Origin of the sequence: Bradyrhizobium genosp. A (assembly GCF_049949275.1) — a bacterium.
Taxonomy (GTDB): domain Bacteria; phylum Pseudomonadota; class Alphaproteobacteria; order Rhizobiales; family Xanthobacteraceae; genus Bradyrhizobium.
In genome coordinates, this window is record NZ_CP188196.1 from 2,752,223 (window position 1) to 2,768,415 (window position 16,193).

Here is a 16,193-nt window from a genome sequence, read left to right on the forward strand (position 1 = left end):
GGTCCGGCCTTCTTGCTAGGCTTAGGGGAATGAGCATTTCCGTCCATCCCGACACCCCACAAACCAGGCCGCTATCGCGCGCGGCCGGGGGCGGCGTCGTGTCCGGCGAGGCGGGCCGGGGGATCAGGACGCGGCTGTTCACCAAATATGTCGCGCTGTTCGTGGCCGTGGTCGCCGTCGCCCTGCTGGCCAATGGCCTGTTCGAGGTCTTCTTCTACTATCGGGAGCACAAGGCCTCGCTGATCCGTGTCCAGCACGAGCAGGCCGAGGCGGCAGCCGCCAAGATCGGCCAGTTCGTTAGGGAGATCGAGAGCCAGCTCGGCTGGACCACGCAACTGCCGTGGTCGGCGGGCTCGATCGAGCCGCGCCGGTTCGACGCGCTGCGGCTGCTGCGTCAGGTTCCTGCCATCACCGAGCTCGCCCAGGTCGATTCGACGGGTAAGGAACGCTTGCGGGTCTCGCGGCTGGCGATGGACGCGATCGACAGCGGCATCGACCTGTCGGACGATCCCAAGTTTACCCAGGCGGTCGCGCACAAGGTCTATTTCGGACCGGTCTATTTCCGCAGGGATTCCGAGCCCTACATGACGTTGGCGCAGGCCGGCGCCCGCAAGGACGCGGGCGTCAGCATTGCAGAGGTCAATCTCAAGCTGATCTGGGACGTCGTGTCCCAGATCAAGGTCGGCGAGCACGGACACGCCTATGTGGTCGGCCCGGAGGGGCGCCTGATCGCGCATCCCGATATCAGCCTGGTCTTGCGCAATACCGACCTGTCGGGATTGGCGCAGGTGCGCGCCGCGCAAGCCGGCGGCGGCACGATGCCCGATGCGCTCCAGGAGGCAACCAACATCCAGGGGCAGAAGGTTCTGACTGCGTCGGCCCCGATCGAGCCGCTGGGATGGACCATGTTCGTGGAGCTGCCGGTCGAGGAGGCCTACGCCTCGCTCTATGCCTCGCTGCAGCGGCTCTCGATCGTGCTGCTCGCAGCGTCGATCTTCGCGGTGCTCGCGGGGATCTTCCTGGCGCGGCGCATGGTCGGCCCGATCCAGGAGCTGCGTGCCGGCGCGGCGCGCATCGGCGGCGGCGATTTCTCGCAGCACATCTCGATCAGGACCGGGGACGAGCTCGAGGGGCTCGCCAACCAATTCAACGACATGGGCGCGCGCTTGCAGGAATCCTATGCCGACCTGGAAAACAAGGTCGAGCAGCGCACGGCGGAACTGCGGGAAGCCCTCCAGCAACAGACGGCCACCGCCGAGGTGCTGAAGGTGATCAGCCGCTCGGCATTTGATCTGCAATCGGTGCTGCAAACACTGGTCAATTCGGCGCGTCAATTGTTGCACACCGATTCAGCGAGCATCTACCTGCGGGATGGTGAGGTGCTGCGGGTCCGTGCGCAGACGGGATTGTCCGAGGAATTTCACAAATTCCTTCAAGAGCGACCTGCGAAAGCCGAGCGTGGCCGCTTCATCGGGCGTGCTTTTCTGACCGCCGAAATCGTCCATCTACCGGACGTCCTTGAGGACGCCGACTACAATTTTCCTGGAGCCGCCCAAATGGGCGGATATCGGGCTGTCCTTGGAGTTCCCCTGGTGCAAAATGGGCACGTTGAAGGCGTATTCGGGCTGGGACGAACAACTCCCGGCTCATTTACGCCTCGCGAAATCGAAGTCGTTCGCACCTTCGCCGACCAGGCTCTGATCGCGATCGAGAACGCGCGCCTGTTCAATGAGCTTCAGGAGCGTACGCGTGAGCTCTCTCAATCTCTCGACGAGCTGCGCACCGCGCAGGATCGCCTGGTCCAGACCGAAAAGCTTGCCTCGCTCGGCCAGCTCACGGCTGGCATCGCCCACGAGATCAAGAACCCGCTCAACTTCGTCAATAATTTCTCTTCGATCTCGACCGAGCTGATCGACGAGCTCAATGAGGTCCTGCAAACGGCGTCGCTCGACGGCAAGACGAAGGAAGAGGTCGACGAGCTCACCCATATGCTCAAGGGCAACCTCGAGAAGGTGGTGCAGCACGGCAAGCGCGCCGACTCCATCGTCAAGAACATGCTGCTGCACTCGCGCGAGGGCTCCGGCGAGCATCGCCCCGCCGACATCAATGCGATCGTGGAGGAGAGCCTCAACCTCGCCTATCACGGCGCGCGTGCCGACAGGCCATCATTCAACGTGACGCTCGAGCGGGACCTCGACCCGAACGCCGGGATGGCTGACGTCTATCCGCAGGAGATCACCCGCGTCTTCCTCAATCTGATCTCGAACGGCTTCTACGCTGCGACCAAGCGCAAGGAGAGCGCTGCGGACGGTTTTGAGCCGACCTTGACCGCCGCGACGAAGAATCTCGGCGGCAGGGTCGAGATCCGGATCCGCGACAACGGCACGGGCATTCCGCAGGACGTGAAGGAGAAGATGTTCAATCCCTTCTTCACCACCAAGCCGGCCGGCGAGGGCACCGGGCTTGGCCTGTCCATGAGCCATGACATCGTCGTGAAACAGCACGGCGGCACGATCGACGTGAACACCGAGCCCGGTATCTACACTGAATTCATCATCACCCTGCCGCGCGTCATGGCGACAGGCGGTCCTTCCGGAGGCAAGACGTGAACGTTTACATCCTGGTCGTCGATGACGAGCCCGATGTCGAGGCGCTGTTCCGGCAGCAATTCCGGCGTGACCTGCGTGCCGGCCGTTTCCAGATGGAATTCGCACCCTCGGCGTCCGATGCGCTGAGGCTCGCGGCCGAGGTTCGCGACCCCTCGTTGATCCTGATCCTGTCCGATATCAACATGCCCGGCATGAGCGGGCTCGACATGCTGCCCAAGGTGCGCGCCGAGCATCCGCATGTTCCGGTCATCATGATCACGGCGTACGGCGATGCCGAGACGCGTCGCAAGGCGATCGAGCGCGGCGCTACAGGGCTCCTTACCAAGCCGATCGATTTTGCGCTGCTGCGCCAGCAGATCGACACAAGGCTCGAGCAGGCGGCATGACCCCGACCATTCTCTTCGTCGACGACGAGCCCGACCTCGAGGCGCTGGTCCTGCAAAAATTCCGCAGGCAGATCCGCGACGGGCTTGTCGCTATCATATTCGCACGCGACGGCTTGGAGGCGCTGGAATCGCTCGAGCAGAACCCGCAAGTCGACATGGTGGTCTCCGACATCAACATGCCCAGGATGGACGGGTTGTCGCTGTTGCAGAAGCTGCAGGAAGCCGAGGACAAGAAGTCGACCATCATCGTCTCGGCCTATGGCGACATGAGCAATATCCGCACCGCCATGAACCGCGGTGCGTTCGACTTCCTGACCAAACCGATCGACTTCGCCGACCTGGAAACCACGATCGAGAAGACCCTTCGCCACATCGGGATGTTGCGCGAGGTGAGGCGCCGTCAGGCGGAGGCCGAGCGGGCCCACGCCGCATTGTCGCGTCATTTCTCACCAGAGCTTGCCAGGCGTCTGGCGGCGGGCGGCGAGGGTGAGGGGATCGAGGTGCAGTGGCGCGATGTCGCGACCATTTTCACCGATATCACCGGCTTCACCTCGCTGGTCGAGACCGCGCCGCCCGAGACGCTGGGCGCGCTCCTCAACGAATATGTGGGCGGGATGACCGAAGTCGTCTTTGCGCATGACGGAACGGTCGCGAAAATCATCGGCGACGCGATCCAGGTGCTGTTCAATGCGCCCGGCGATCAGCCGGACTATGCGACGCGTGCGGTGGCATGCGCCCATGATCTGGATGCCTGGGCACAGGATTTTTGCGCGCGCCAAAGCGATCGAGGCGTGGATTTCGGCGCAACCCGCATCGGCATTCACGCGGGGTCCGCACTGGTCGGCAATTTCGGCGGCAACCGCTTCTTCGACTACACCGCCTATGGGGACACGATCAACATCGCGGCGCGGCTGGAGGCCGCCAACAAGCAGCTCGGCACCCGAATCTGCGTCAGCTCCAGCGTCGCTGCGGCGGCCAAGAACTTCCAGGGGCGTCCCGTGGGTGATCTGATGCTGCGTGGACGCAGTGAGCCGCTGCGCGCGTTCGAGCCGCTGTCGCATGAAAGGTTCGAGGCGCACGAGACGGCGCAGTATTCCGAGGCCTTCGCCAAGATGGAAGCCGGTGATGCCGCGGCCATGCCGGCCTTTGCCGCGCTGGTCGGCACGCACGCCGACGATCCTCTCGCCGGATTTCACTTGAGGCGCCTGCTCAACGGCGGAAAGGGCATCCGCATTCAATTTGAATAGGAGTTCGTCATGACGCGTGAATTCTCCGCCGGCAACTATCGGTTCATTCCCTCCGTGTTCCAGTATTCGGCTGGTGCGGCTGCCGATGACGGCTATGAGATCGAGCGCGTCCGGTTCGATCGCCTCGTGCCTCTGGCCGAGGGGTTTGCGCTTGCGGCAAAGTTCATCCAGGAGGCAGGGCGTCCGTTGATGGCCTTCTGTGCCTGCGAGCTGCGCTCGCCGGCCGCCTTCAGCGAGGAGGGCTTCCGCGCATTCAACTTGCACTACGTCAAGACGCTGTCGGAATGGGGCATCTTCGACGGCACCACCAATCCGGTGGCGCGCAGCAATGTCTGTCCTGAACTCGATCCGCCGTCCGAGCCGTCGTTCTACGCGTTCTCCTTCACGCGCCCGACAAACTCCAAAGCGCCGTCCTTCGTCATTGCTGGCGGTGCCGAAGCCCGCGAGGGTGGCGGCACCTATGTCGAGCGTACGGTGCGCTACCGCGACCTCAGCCCGGAGGGTTTGCGCGAGAAGGTCCGTTTCACCACGACGACCCAGATGGAGAACCGGATGACGGCGTTCGGATTCGGCTGGAAGGACACGACCGGCGTGCAGGCCTATTCCGTGCACGACTTCCACCACGCGCTGGTCGACGAACTGGTTCGGCGCGGCGCCCTGCGCTCGGGACTCACCTGGCACTTTGCGCGGCCGCCGGTGGTCGATCTCGAATATGAGATGGATTGCCGCCGCGTGATGCGCGAGGTGGTGATCTAACGCTGCCGCGGGTCGAGGGCGTCGCGCAAGCCGTCGCCGAGCAGGTTCAGCGACAGCACCACGAGGAAGATGGCCAGCCCCGGCCAGATCGCCATCCAGGGCGCCTGGGTCAGGAAGCGTTGCGCTGCGTTAAGCATGCTGCCCCAGGATGGCGCCGGCGGCTGCTGGCCGAGGCCGAGGAACGATAGCGCGGCTTCAGCGATGATGGCGGCTGCGATCGAGAGCGTCGCCTGGACCAGCAGCGCGGGCAGGATGTTCGGCAGGATGTGCGAGACTGCGATGCGCCAGGGCGGATTGCCGAGTGCGCGCGCCGCTTCGACATAGTCCTCGGCCTTGACGCTCAGCACCTGGCCGCGGGTTAGGCGGATGAAGATGGGCGTTGCCGAGATGCCGATCGCGATCATCGCGTTGCCGAGGCTTGGGCCCAGGAACGCCGCCAGCGTGATCGCCAGGATCAGGAACGGGCAGGCCAGCATCGCATCGGTGATCCGGCTGATCAGCGCATCGACGAATCCGCCGCGATAGCCGGCGAGAAGGCCGAGCGGCACGCCGATGCCGAGCGCGATCGCGACCGAGATCAGACCGGCAAGCAGCGAGGCCCGTGCGCCGTAGACGACACGGCTCAAGGTATCGCGGCCAAGCTCGTCAGTGCCGAACCAGTGCGTCATTGTGGGCGGCTTGCGCACCAGGCTCCAGCTCGTCGCGATGGGGTCGTAGGGCACGATCAGAGGTGCGAGCAGCGCGAGCAGGATGAAGATGGTGAGGACCACGAGGCCCGCAACCGCTGCCTTGCGCTTGAACAGGCGGCGCCGTGCGCGGCGCGCCGGGCTATCCAGCTCGTCGGCTTGCACAAGGGGGCCGGACAGGGCGGCGTCGGTCATGGCCTAGCCCCTCAGCCGCGGATTGACGAGGATGTAGGCGACGTCGGCAACCAGATTGAGGGTGATGTAGACCGTGGCGGTCACCAGCACCACGCCCTGTACGACGGCATAGTCGCGGTTGAACACGGCGTCGACGATCAGCTTGCCGAAGCCGGGGATGGAGAAGATCTGTTCGGTCAGCACGGCGCCCGACAGCAGCGTGCCGAGCTCGAGCGCGCCGAGCGTGATGATCGGCGTCAGCGCGTTGCGCATGGCATGCTTCAGGATCACGGAACGCTCGGAGAGGCCCTTGGCCCGCGCGGTGCGGACGTAATCGCTTTCCAGCACCTGGAGCATGGCGCTGCGGGTATGCCGCATCAGGACCGCGGCAATCGCGTTGCCGAGAACGAAGGCGGGCATGATGGTCGCAGCCAGGCTCGCACGCCAGTTTTCGGTGAGCGGCACGTAGCCGGAGGCCGGCAGCCAGCCGAGCTCGATCGAGAACAGGAAGATCAGCATGATGCCGAGCCAGAAGTTCGGTGTCGAGATGCCCCACAGCGCGAAGAAATTAGCGCCGTAGTCCCAGGCCGTTCCCTTCTTCACCGCGGCGACGATCCCGGCGGGAATGCCGATCAGGAAGGCGATAATGATCGCCATCGAACCGAGCTGCAGCGTCACCGGCAGCTTTTGCGCAATCAGCTCGCGCACCGGCATCTTATTGCGCAGGGACTCGCCGAAATCGCCTGACAGCACGCCCTTCATCCAGTAGGCGTACTGCACGGGGACCGGTTGATCGAGCCGGTATTGATGACGGATCTGCTCGATCACCGCCGGATCGCGCTCTTCGCCCGCCATCACCAGTGCGGGATCGCCCGGCAGCAATTGCTGCAGCGAGAAAATCAACACCGACACGAAGAACAGTGTCGGCACGATCTGTGCGATGCGGTGGGCAAGAAAGTTCAGCATCCCCGCGGCGTCACTTCAGCTTGAGGCCGATGACGCGCACGAGGCCGTCGGGCATCTGCTTGTAGCCCTCGAGCTTGGTCGTATGCGCAATGATGATGCGGCGGTGATAGAGATAAAGCAGCGGCTCATCATCCTGGACCAGCTTCGCTAGCACTTCGTAGCTGGCCTTGCGCTTGGCGAGGTCGGTCACGAGCCGTGCGTCTTCCAGCGCCTTGTCGGCCTGCGTATTGTTCCAGTCGCCGTAGTTCTGAGGAGCGCCGCTATGCAGGAAGATGAAGGTGTTGCCGTCAGGGTCGACGCGGCCGCTCCAGGCGAGCATGAAGGCCTGGTAATCCCCGGCCTCGGCCTGCTTGAGCCCGGTTGCGAATTCGGTGACGCGGATCTTCATGTCGAAACCAGCTTCTGCGGCCATCGACTGGATCACCTGCGCCGGCGTCTCCGTCTCCGCGCCCTTCGGCACCAGGAAGTCGACGTTGACCGGCGGCGTCACGCCGGCTTCCTTCAGCAGCGCCTTGGCCTTCTCTACGTCGCGGGCGCGGACCGGCAGGCTCTTCTGATAGTAGGGATGATCAGGATTGACCCATTGATTGCCGACCTGAAACTCGCCGTTGAATACGACCTGATTGACCGCTTCGCGGTCGATGGCAAGGTCGAGCGCCTGCCGCACCTTGGCGGATTGGCTCAGCGGTCCCTTGGCCTTGTCCTTGCCGATATTGAGCGTGATGCCCTGATAGCCGAGCTCGATGGCGGTGGCGACCTTCAGCCGTGAATCGGCGCGCACCTCCTTGAGGTCGGTGGCGAGCACGCGCTCGATCAGATCGAGGCCGCCGGATTTCAGGTTCGCCAGCCGCACGGTGGCGTCGACGATGGGCTGGAACACGATCCGGTCGATGAAGACGTTCTCCTTGTTCCAGTAGTCCGCGAATTTCTCGAACACGATCCGGTCCTGCTGCACGCGCTCGACGAATTTGTAGGGACCAGCGCAGACCGGGTGCAGGCCGAACTTGTCGCCGGCTGCCTTCGCTGCTTTCGGCGACATCATCATGCCGGCGCGATCTGTGAGCTGGGCAAGCAGCGGCGAGAACGGCGATTTCAGCACCAGCTTGATGGTGAGGGGATCGACGACATCGATGTGGTCGACCGAGGCAAGCTCCGGCTTGCGGAACGAGCCGGGGAGGGTCAGGTGACGCTCCAGCGAGAATTTGGCGGCCTCCGCATCGAACGGCTCACCGTCGTGGAATTTCACGCCGGGCCGGAGCTTGATGACGAGGCCCCTGCCGTCATCGACGGTCTCGCTCGACAGTGCGAGCTGGGGCACGATGTTGAGCTTCTCGTCGATGTCGAACAGCTTGTCGCAGAATGCGGCGAACACGATGCGGCCGACATAGGTGCGCGCCATCGAGGGATCGAGGATATCGGGATCCTCGGCAAGGCCGACGCGCAGCGTGGTCTGCGCCTGGGCGGCCCCAAGCGACAGCAGGAAGGCAGCGGCCGTTGCCGCCAGGCGAAACGTCTTCATCGGACAGTCCCCATTGCTCCGGCTAATTCGTCGTAGGCCTTGCACTCTGTATACCAACCCCGACCGGGCTCGCGCCTTCCGTCTTTCGGCTGAAGGCCGCGACCAATTTTGCCAATTCCGGCGTGAATCCGCCCTCCGTGGGCAGGATGCTCCCCGCCGGAGGCAGCTCGCTGACGCGATGGCAGGCGGTGGCGTGGCCTGCCTCGTCTGCTACCAACGCGGGCGCCTCGGTGCGGCAGCGGTCGATCACGAAGGGACAGCGGGTGTGGAAGCGACAACCGGCCGGCGGATTGAATGCGCTCGGGATCTCGCCTTGCAGCACGACCTTCGCCCGCTTGGCGCGAGGTTGGGGCAGCGGGATCGCGGACAATAGGGCGCGGCTGTACGGATGACGTGGGTCGACGAACAGCGCATCCGCATCGGCTTCTTCGACGATGCTGCCGAGATTCATCACCGCGACCCGGTCGGCGATGTGCTTGACCACCGCGAGATCATGCGAAACGAAGATATAGGCCAGACCAAGTCGATCCTGGAGCTCGCGCAGCAGGTTCAGTATCTGCGAGCGGATCGAGACGTCGAGCGCGGAGACCGGCTCATCGCAGATGATCAATTTCGGCTCGACCGCAAGCGCGCGCGCGATGGCGATGCGCTGGCGCTGGCCGCCGGAGAACTCGTGCGGATAGCGCCGGGCCAATCGCGGCTCGAGCCCGACCAGCCGCAATAGCTCCGCGACACGCTCGCGCCGTTGTGCTGACGGCACGAGATCGTGCAGCGCCAGCGGCTCGGTCAGGATCTGGCCGACCGTCATGCGCGGATTGAGCGAGGCGTAGGGGTCCTGAAAGATGATCTGCGCCTCGCGGCGGAATTTGCGGAGCGCATCCGCATCGAGGGAGAGCAGATCGCGGCCGTCGAAGCGTACGCTGCCCGCATCGGGTTCGATCAGTCGCAGCACCAGGCGGCTGACGGTGGATTTGCCGCAACCGGATTCACCGACCAAGGCGAGGGTCTTGCCGGCTTCGAGTGTGAAGCTGACACCATCGACCGCTTTGACATGGGCCAGCGCCCGGCCGAACAGCGAGCGCTGGGCGACGAAATGCTTGACCAGGCCTTTGACCTCGAGGAGAGCGGTCATCGTCTGCGCTCCCCGCGAAATCCGGTCTCGTGTCCCGGGCGCGGCGCAGCACGAAGTGTTGCGACGCTGAACCGGGACCCAGATTGCCGCCGCATGGGCCCCGGTTCTGCAGCGCACCACTGCGCTTCGCTTGTGCTGCGCTGCGCCCGGGGCAAGAGGGAAGAAAGCAGCGCCATCACGACACCAAAAGTTCGAGCGGCGCGCGGATGCAGCGCGAGAGGTGACCGGGGCCGACTTCCACCAGTGGCGGCGGCGTTTTGGTGCAGGCATCCAGCACGAAGGGACAGCGTGCGGCGAAGCGGCAGCCGGCGGGCAGCTGCGCCATGTTCGGCACCATGCCTTCGATCGTCGCAAGCTGTTCGGCGCGGTGATCGAGCCGCGGGATCGAGCCGATTAGTCCGACCGTGTAGGGGTGCTGTGGCGCGGAGAACAGTTCGTCGACCGGCGCGCGCTCGACGATCTCGCCGGCATACATCACCGCGACCTCGTCGCAGACTTCGGCGACCACGCCGAGATCGTGGGTGATCAGAATGATCGCGGCGCCGCTCGCGGCCTTCAACTCGCGCATCAGTTCCAGGATCTGCGCCTGCAGGGTGACGTCGAGTGCAGTGGTCGGCTCGTCGGCGATCAGGAGCTGCGGATCGCAGGCGAGCGCCATCGCGATCATGACTCGCTGGCGCATGCCGCCGGAGAGCTTGTGCGGATATTCGTCGATCCGACGCTCGGGCGAAGGGATGTGCACGCGGCGCAACAGCTCGATCGCGCGGTCCCGTGCGCCGCGGCGCGAACCGCCGCGGTGGCGCAAAATGGTCTCGATGATCTGGTCGCCGATGGTGAAGCTCGGATTGAGCGACGTCATCGGCTCCTGGAAAATCATCGCGAGCCGGTTGCCGCGCAGGTCGCGCAGCGTCTGGTCCGGAGTCTTCAGCAGGTCGAAACCGTCGAAACGGATTGCGCCCGATATCTCGGTCGTCTGCTTCGGCAAGAGCCCCATGATCGCCAGCGAGGTCACGCTCTTGCCGCAGCCGGACTCGCCGACGAGGCCAAGGGTGGCGCCATTGGCTACGCTGAGATCGACGCTGTCGACAGCGTGGGTGACGCGACCATCGTCGCCGTGAAAGCGAATGCGCAGGTCCCTGATCTCGATGAGAGGGCTTGCGCTCATGCCTGTCTTGCCCGTGCCGCGGCGATGCTGGCGTCGATGACGCTGCGGTCGGTGTTGCCGGCCGGGTTCTGCCGGGTCGGCATGGAAGCGCGGAAGTGGACCCAGAGTTCGTGGCTGACCCGTTCGAGCCGTTCGAGCTCGCCGAGCGGATCAGGGTGATCGTCGGCGCGAATGTCCAGCGCCGGCCATTCCTCTTCGCCGTGGATCAGCAGTGCCGCGGACTGCTTGCCGCGCTTGTCGCCGCCGGCGGCTTCGCCGGCACGCATGGCCGCAAGCAGCCGGCGCGGGAAGGGCAGGCTGTCATTGGCGATATAAGTCTTGGCCGTCTCGTCGAGCACGTCGGCGCCGGCGAGCATGTTGCCTGCGATCGAAAAGCCGCTGCCGGCGATGTGCCCGCACCAGTCGACGCAGTCGCGCCCGGTATGCGCAGCGATCGCGCCACTCGCGTCCATGACGTGGATCTGCCGGCTCTCGCGGCCGTCGTCGGTTGCGAGCAAGGCGGCGAGGGCGTCATGCGCGTTCAGGCCTTCGCGCAGCAGCTTGACGCCATCGATCCCGTAATAGGGATTGACGAAGGCTTGCGTTGCAATGGCCCCGAGGCCCGCCGCGATGTAGGGCACACGTGCGCCGACGGCGAAGAAGCGGGTCGCAACGGCGATGCCGAACTGGCCGGTGGCAGAATCTCGCGCGATGATCGACCAGGTCATGTGCTGCCTTCAGCGTCCTGCGGCGTAGCCCTGCATGCCCCGCGGATTGGCGGCGGCGCGCCGGCGCACACCGACGCGCGAGGCCGCGGTGAGGCGGCCCTCGGACCAGTCGGGGCCGACTTCCACGATATGCCCGCGCTCGCGAAGGTTCTCGATCGTCGCCTTGGGCACCCGGTTCTCGACCACGAGCACGCCTGGACGTGCGGTGCGGGGCCAGAACGAGATCGGGAAATGCTCGGAGTGCCAGGCCGGCGCGTCGATCGCCTCCTGAAGGTTGAGATTGCAATGGACGTGGCGCAGGAAGAATTGCGTGATCCACTGATCCTGCTGGTCGCCGCCGGGCGAGCCCCAGGCCAGATACGGCTCGCCGTCGCGCAGCGCCATGGTCGGCGACAGCGTCGTGCGGGGCCGCTTGCCCGGCGCGAGCGCGGCCGGATGGTCTTCCTCCAGCCAGAACATCTGCGCGCGGCTGCCCAGACAAAAGCCGAGCTCGGGAATGATCGGCGAGGATTGCAGCCAGCCGCCCGACGGCGTCGATGACACCATGTTGCCGGCCTTGTCGATGATGTCGAAGTGCACGGTGTCGCCGCGCATCTCGCCGAAACGCCCCACCGTCGGCTCGCCGGCGCCGAGCGCGCCGACCGCTTCGCGTTGGCCCTCGGCACGGCGCAGCTTGACCACGCCGCCAAAGCCTTCGACCGCGCCGGGCCGGAAATCGAGCGAGGCCTTGTCGGTGACGAGCTTGCGGCGTTCGTCGTTATAGGTGTCCGACAGCAGTGTCGCGATCGGGATTTCGCTGAATTTGGGATCGCCGTAGAACTTTTCGCGGTCCGCGAAGGCGAGTTTTGCGCATTCAATCTGGAGATGGATGAACTCCGGCCCGGTCGGATCGAGCCCGTCGAGCGCAAAGCCTTTCAACAGCGCGAGCTGTTGCAGCGTTACCGGACCCTGGCTCCAGACGCCGGCCTTGCAGACGGTGTAGCGGCCATAGTCGTAGGTGAGCGGCGCCTCGACCGTCGGCTGCCAGCGTGCCATGTCGTCGGCCGACAGCACGCCGCGATGCGGCGAGCCGCTGACGTCCATCACCTCCTGGGTTCGGCAGAACTTGTCGATGGCGTCCGCGACGAAACCCTGGGACCAGGCCTTTCGTGCACGCTCGATCTCGGCATCGCGGCCACCATTGCCGCTCTCGGCCTCGTTCAAAATTCGGGCGTAGGTCGCGGCCAGCGTCTCGTTGGTGAAGAGCGTGCCCGGCTTCGGCACTTCGCCGTTCGGCAGGTAGACAGCGGCCGAGGTCGGCCAGTGCTTGCGGAACAATTGCTCGACAGTCTGGATCGTGGCGCAGGCGCGCTCGACCAGCGGATAGCCGTCGCGGGCATAGGAGATCGCAGGCTCCAGCACGTCGCGGACACGCATCGTGCCGTAGTCGCGCAGCAACATCATCCAGGATTCGAAGGTGCCGGGAACGCAGGCCGCAAGCAGGCCCGTGCCGGGCACCATGTCCAGGCCCTCGCTCTTGTAATGCGCGATGGTGGCGCGTGCCGGGGCCGGCCCCTGACCGCAGATCACCTCGGTGCGGCCGCGCTTCACGTCATGGACGATCACAGGCACGTCGCCGCCGGGGCCGTTCAGATGCGGCTCGACGACCTGAAGCGTGAAGGCGGTGGCGACACCGGCGTCGAAGGCATTGCCGCCTTTTTCGAGGATGGCCATGCCGACGGCGGTCGCGATCCAGTGCGTAGAGGCGACGACCCCGAACGTGCCCTCGATCTCGGGGCGCGTCGTGAAGGGATCGGGATTGACGATGCTGGCCATGGGTTACCTCATTTGCGGCGCGCGCAATTGATCACAGGCGATGCCGCGCCGCCAATGCGCTGCTAGCATGGCACGCGCGCGTCACGCCAGGACCGGCGCGGTGTTCACCGCGTGGCAGGCGACGCCATTGATCAGTTCCGGCGCTTCCTTGCGGCAGAGATCGAACGCCAGCGGACAGCGTGGATTGAAGGCGCAGCCGGGCGGCGGATTGATCGGGTTCGGGATCTCGCCCTTCACCGGAATGCGCTGGCGGCCGCTCATGGCGAGATCGGGCACGGCGCCCAGCAGCATCTTGGTGTAGGGCATGCGCGGGCGGGCGAACAGCTCGCGCCCTTCCGCGATCTCGACGATCCGGCCGAGATACATCACGCCGACGCGGCTCGCCATGTGGCGGACCACGGCGAGGTTGTGGCTGATGAACATGTAGGTCAGGCCAAACTTGTCCTGGAGGTCGCGCATCAGGTTCAGGATCTGCGCCTGCACGGAGACGTCGAGCGCCGAGGTCGGCTCGTCGCAAACGATGAACTCGGCGTCGGAAGCGAGCGCTCGCGCGATCGCGATGCGCTGGCGCTGGCCGCCGGAGAATTCATGCGGGAACTTCAGCCGGTCGTCGGGATGCAAGCCGACGAGGCTGAGCAGCTCGCCGACGCGCGCCTGGATGTCGCGCTCGCCCTGGATCAGGTCGAAGGCGCGAATCGGTTCGGAGATGATGGCGTCGACCCGGAAGCGCGGGTTCAGGCTCGCATACGGGTCCTGGAAGATCATCTGGATGCGGCGGCGCAGTTTTCGTCGCGCCTGCGCCTGCCGGGGATCGGTCATCGAGATGCCGTCGATCAGGACGTTGCCGGAGCTCGGCGGCAAGAGGCCGACCACCATCCGCGCCACCGTGGTCTTGCCCGAACCGGACTCTCCGACCAGTGCGAAGGTCTCGCCTTTCTTGATGTCGAAGGTGACGTGATCGACTGCTTTGAGATATTCGAGATGCCCGCCCTCCAGCACGCGGTTGAGCCAGGGTTTCGAGACATCAAAGACGCGGCGGAGATTTGTGGCTTGGACGAAAGGCGCGCTCATGCCGCGCTCTCCGCCGGCATGCTGTCATAGAGATGGCAGGCAACTGATTGTGTGCCGCGCGCCAGCGGCTCTGGCCGGTCGCCCCGGCAGCGATCGAAGGCGAACGCGCAGCGCGGGTTGAACGAGCAGCCGCGCGGGATCGCCGACAGCCGCGGCATCGAGCCCGGAATCTGCACCAGACGCTTGTCGTCGCCGGCAAGCGTCGGGATCGCGCCCATCAGGCCCTTGGCATAGGGATGCAGCGGGTTCCTCACGACGTCCTGCACCGGGCCGATCTCGGCCACGCGGCCGGCATACATCACCGCGACGCGGTCCGAGGTCTCGGCGATCACGCCCATGTCGTGCGTAACCAGCATCACCGCAGTGCCGTGGTCTCGGCCGAGCCGCTTGATCAGCGAGATGATCTGCGCCTGCACGGAGACGTCGAGCGCGGTGGTCGGCTCGTCCGCGATGATCAGTTCCGGCTCGGCGCAGATCGCCAGCGCAATCACCACGCGCTGGCGCATGCCGCCGGAGAATTCGTGCGGGTAGCCGTCGATGCGTTTCTCCGGCGCAGGGATTCCGACTTCCGCGAGGAGGTCGATGGCACGGCGGCGGGCGGCCTGTTCGGAGAGATTGAGGTGGGTCCGGATCGTCTCCACGATCTGGTCGCCGACCTTGTACAGCGGATTGAGCGAGGTGAGCGGATCCTGGAAGATCATGCCGATGCGCTTTCCCCTGATACGGCGCATCTCCTCCGGAGGCAGGTTGTCGATGCGCAAGCCCGCGAGGTGAATTTCGCCGCCGGCGATGCGGCCGGGCGGATCGATCAGCCCGATCACCGAAAGGCCGGTGACGGATTTGCCGGCGCCGGATTCGCCGACCACGCCGAGCACTTCGCCCTTGGCGATGTCGAAGGAGACGCCGTCGATGGCGCGCAGCGCGCCGCGGCGGGAGGCGAACTCGACTTGAAGATTGCGCACGGAGAGGACTGGTTCAGTCATGAGCGGTATATACTCATCGGAGTTTCGGGTTGAGCGCGTCGCGCAGCCAGTCGCCGAGCAGGTTGATGGACAGGATCAGCGCCGCGAGAGCGATTCCGGGGAACGCGACGATCCACCATTCGCCTGCGAACAGATAGCCGTTGCCGATGCGGATCAGCGTGCCGAGCGACGGCATGGTCTCGGGCATGCCCGAGCCAAGGAACGACAGTGTTGCCTCGGTGATGATGGCGAGCGCGAGGTTGATGGTGGCGATCACGAGGATCGGCCCCGTGGTGTTCGGCAGCACGTGGCGCAGCATGATCACGGGGGCAGGCAGGCCAATCAATTGCGCGGCTGCGACATAATCCTTGTTCTTCTCGACCAGGACCGAGCCACGCACCGTGCGCGCGTACTGAACCCAAAAACTCAGGCCGATCGCGAAGACCAGGACCGCCAACATGCTCATCTCGTCGAGCTTGTTGCCGAAGACCGATTTGGCGATGCCGTTGATCAAGAGCGCGATCAGGATCGCCGGAAAAGAAAGCTGCACGTCGGCGATGCGCATGATCAGCCCGTCGACGGCGCCGCCGAAATAGCCGGCCGTCAGCCCGAGCAGGATGCCGAGAGCGCCGGAGAGGACCACGCCGAGCACGCCGACGAGAAGCGAGATGCGCAGGCCGTAGAGGATCGCTGACAGCACGTCGCGGCCCTGCTCGTCGGTGCCGAGCAGGAACGGGCTCTGGCCGTCGGCGGTCCAGAGCGGCGAGATGCGCGAATTCATCAGCTGGAGCTGCGCCGGGTCGAACGGATTCTGCACCGACAGCACTGAGGCAAAGATCGCGATAAGGAAGAACAACAGCGTCACTGCGGCCGCGATCATGGTGATCTTGGAGCGGCGGAACGAATAGAACAGGTCACTGTCGAGCGCGCGCCTGGACCAGCCGGGTGCGGCGCCAGCGCGCTTCTCAGTGCTGTGTGGAACGACGGCCTCGCTCATG

The 16,193-nt window shown here is 65.1% G+C and carries 14 protein-coding genes; 4 read left to right on the forward strand and 10 right to left on the reverse strand.

Going from position 1 to position 16,193, the window contains the following annotated elements; genetic code table 11:
• The first annotated feature begins 29 nt into the window (after nucleotides 1-29).
• From ACP2YP_RS12765 to cnbZ, 4 genes are read left to right on the forward strand one after another with little or no spacing between them, the layout of a single operon-like run.
• Nucleotides 30-2,609 carry an ATP-binding protein gene (locus ACP2YP_RS12765; protein WP_426424518.1) on the forward strand — a complete coding sequence of 860 codons (2,580 nt, stop codon included), beginning with the start codon at nucleotides 30-32 and terminating at the stop codon, nucleotides 2,607-2,609.
• On the forward strand, nucleotides 2,606-2,995 hold the full coding sequence (locus tag ACP2YP_RS12770) for a response regulator (RefSeq protein ID WP_426424519.1): 390 nt from the start codon (nucleotides 2,606-2,608) through the stop codon (nucleotides 2,993-2,995). Before ACP2YP_RS12765 ends, ACP2YP_RS12770 begins: the two co-directional genes overlap by 4 nt.
• A complete protein-coding gene (locus ACP2YP_RS12775; protein WP_426424520.1) occupies nucleotides 2,992-4,242 on the forward strand; it encodes an adenylate/guanylate cyclase domain-containing protein in 1,251 nt (416 codons plus the stop codon). The genes ACP2YP_RS12770 and ACP2YP_RS12775 overlap by 4 nt, the downstream gene beginning before the upstream one ends.
• 9 nt (nucleotides 4,243-4,251) lie before the next feature.
• On the forward strand, nucleotides 4,252-4,998 hold the full coding sequence (cnbZ, locus tag ACP2YP_RS12780) for a 2-amino-5-chloromuconate deaminase CnbZ (protein WP_426424521.1): 747 nt from the start codon (nucleotides 4,252-4,254) through the stop codon (nucleotides 4,996-4,998).
• On the opposite strand, the gene ACP2YP_RS12785 is transcribed toward cnbZ, so the two are convergent.
• The 10 genes from ACP2YP_RS12785 to ACP2YP_RS12830 form a co-directional block, all read right to left on the reverse strand.
• Nucleotides 4,995-5,879 carry an ABC transporter permease gene (locus ACP2YP_RS12785; RefSeq protein WP_426424523.1) on the reverse strand — a complete coding sequence of 295 codons (885 nt, stop codon included), beginning with the start codon at nucleotides 5,877-5,879 and terminating at the stop codon, nucleotides 4,995-4,997. The genes cnbZ and ACP2YP_RS12785 overlap by 4 nt on opposite strands.
• A 3-nt stretch (nucleotides 5,880-5,882) precedes the next feature.
• On the reverse strand, nucleotides 5,883-6,824 hold the full coding sequence (locus ACP2YP_RS12790; protein ID WP_426424524.1) for an ABC transporter permease: 942 nt from the start codon (nucleotides 6,822-6,824) through the stop codon (nucleotides 5,883-5,885).
• A gap of 10 nt (nucleotides 6,825-6,834) precedes the next feature.
• Nucleotides 6,835-8,343, reverse strand: a complete 1,509-nt coding sequence (locus tag ACP2YP_RS12795) for an ABC transporter substrate-binding protein (protein ID WP_426424525.1) — start codon at nucleotides 8,341-8,343, stop codon at nucleotides 6,835-6,837.
• A gap of 22 nt (nucleotides 8,344-8,365) precedes the next feature.
• A complete protein-coding gene (locus ACP2YP_RS12800) occupies nucleotides 8,366-9,475 on the reverse strand; it encodes an ABC transporter ATP-binding protein (protein ID WP_426424526.1) in 1,110 nt (369 codons plus the stop codon).
• 175 nt (nucleotides 9,476-9,650) lie between these two features.
• Nucleotides 9,651-10,640: an ABC transporter ATP-binding protein gene (locus ACP2YP_RS12805; RefSeq protein ID WP_426424527.1), complete on the reverse strand. Its 990-nt coding sequence runs from the start codon at nucleotides 10,638-10,640 to the stop codon at nucleotides 9,651-9,653.
• Nucleotides 10,637-11,347, reverse strand: coding sequence for a DUF1028 domain-containing protein (locus tag ACP2YP_RS12810; protein WP_426424528.1), 711 nt, complete (start codon nucleotides 11,345-11,347; stop codon nucleotides 10,637-10,639). The genes ACP2YP_RS12805 and ACP2YP_RS12810 overlap by 4 nt, the downstream gene beginning before the upstream one ends.
• Nucleotides 11,348-11,356: 9 nt before the next feature.
• Nucleotides 11,357-13,162, reverse strand: coding sequence for a gamma-glutamyltransferase family protein (locus tag ACP2YP_RS12815; RefSeq protein ID WP_426424530.1), 1,806 nt, complete (start codon nucleotides 13,160-13,162; stop codon nucleotides 11,357-11,359).
• Nucleotides 13,163-13,243: 81 nt separating this feature from the next.
• Nucleotides 13,244-14,233 (reverse strand): ABC transporter ATP-binding protein, encoded by a 990-nt coding sequence (locus tag ACP2YP_RS12820; RefSeq protein ID WP_426424531.1) that lies wholly within the window; start codon nucleotides 14,231-14,233, stop codon nucleotides 13,244-13,246.
• Nucleotides 14,230-15,216: an ABC transporter ATP-binding protein gene (locus ACP2YP_RS12825; protein WP_426424532.1), complete on the reverse strand. Its 987-nt coding sequence runs from the start codon at nucleotides 15,214-15,216 to the stop codon at nucleotides 14,230-14,232. The genes ACP2YP_RS12820 and ACP2YP_RS12825 overlap by 4 nt, the downstream gene beginning before the upstream one ends.
• 13 nt (nucleotides 15,217-15,229) lie before the next feature.
• Nucleotides 15,230-16,192 carry an ABC transporter permease gene (locus ACP2YP_RS12830; RefSeq protein WP_426424533.1) on the reverse strand — a complete coding sequence of 321 codons (963 nt, stop codon included), beginning with the start codon at nucleotides 16,190-16,192 and terminating at the stop codon, nucleotides 15,230-15,232.
• Between the last annotated feature and the right edge of the window lies 1 nt (nucleotide 16,193).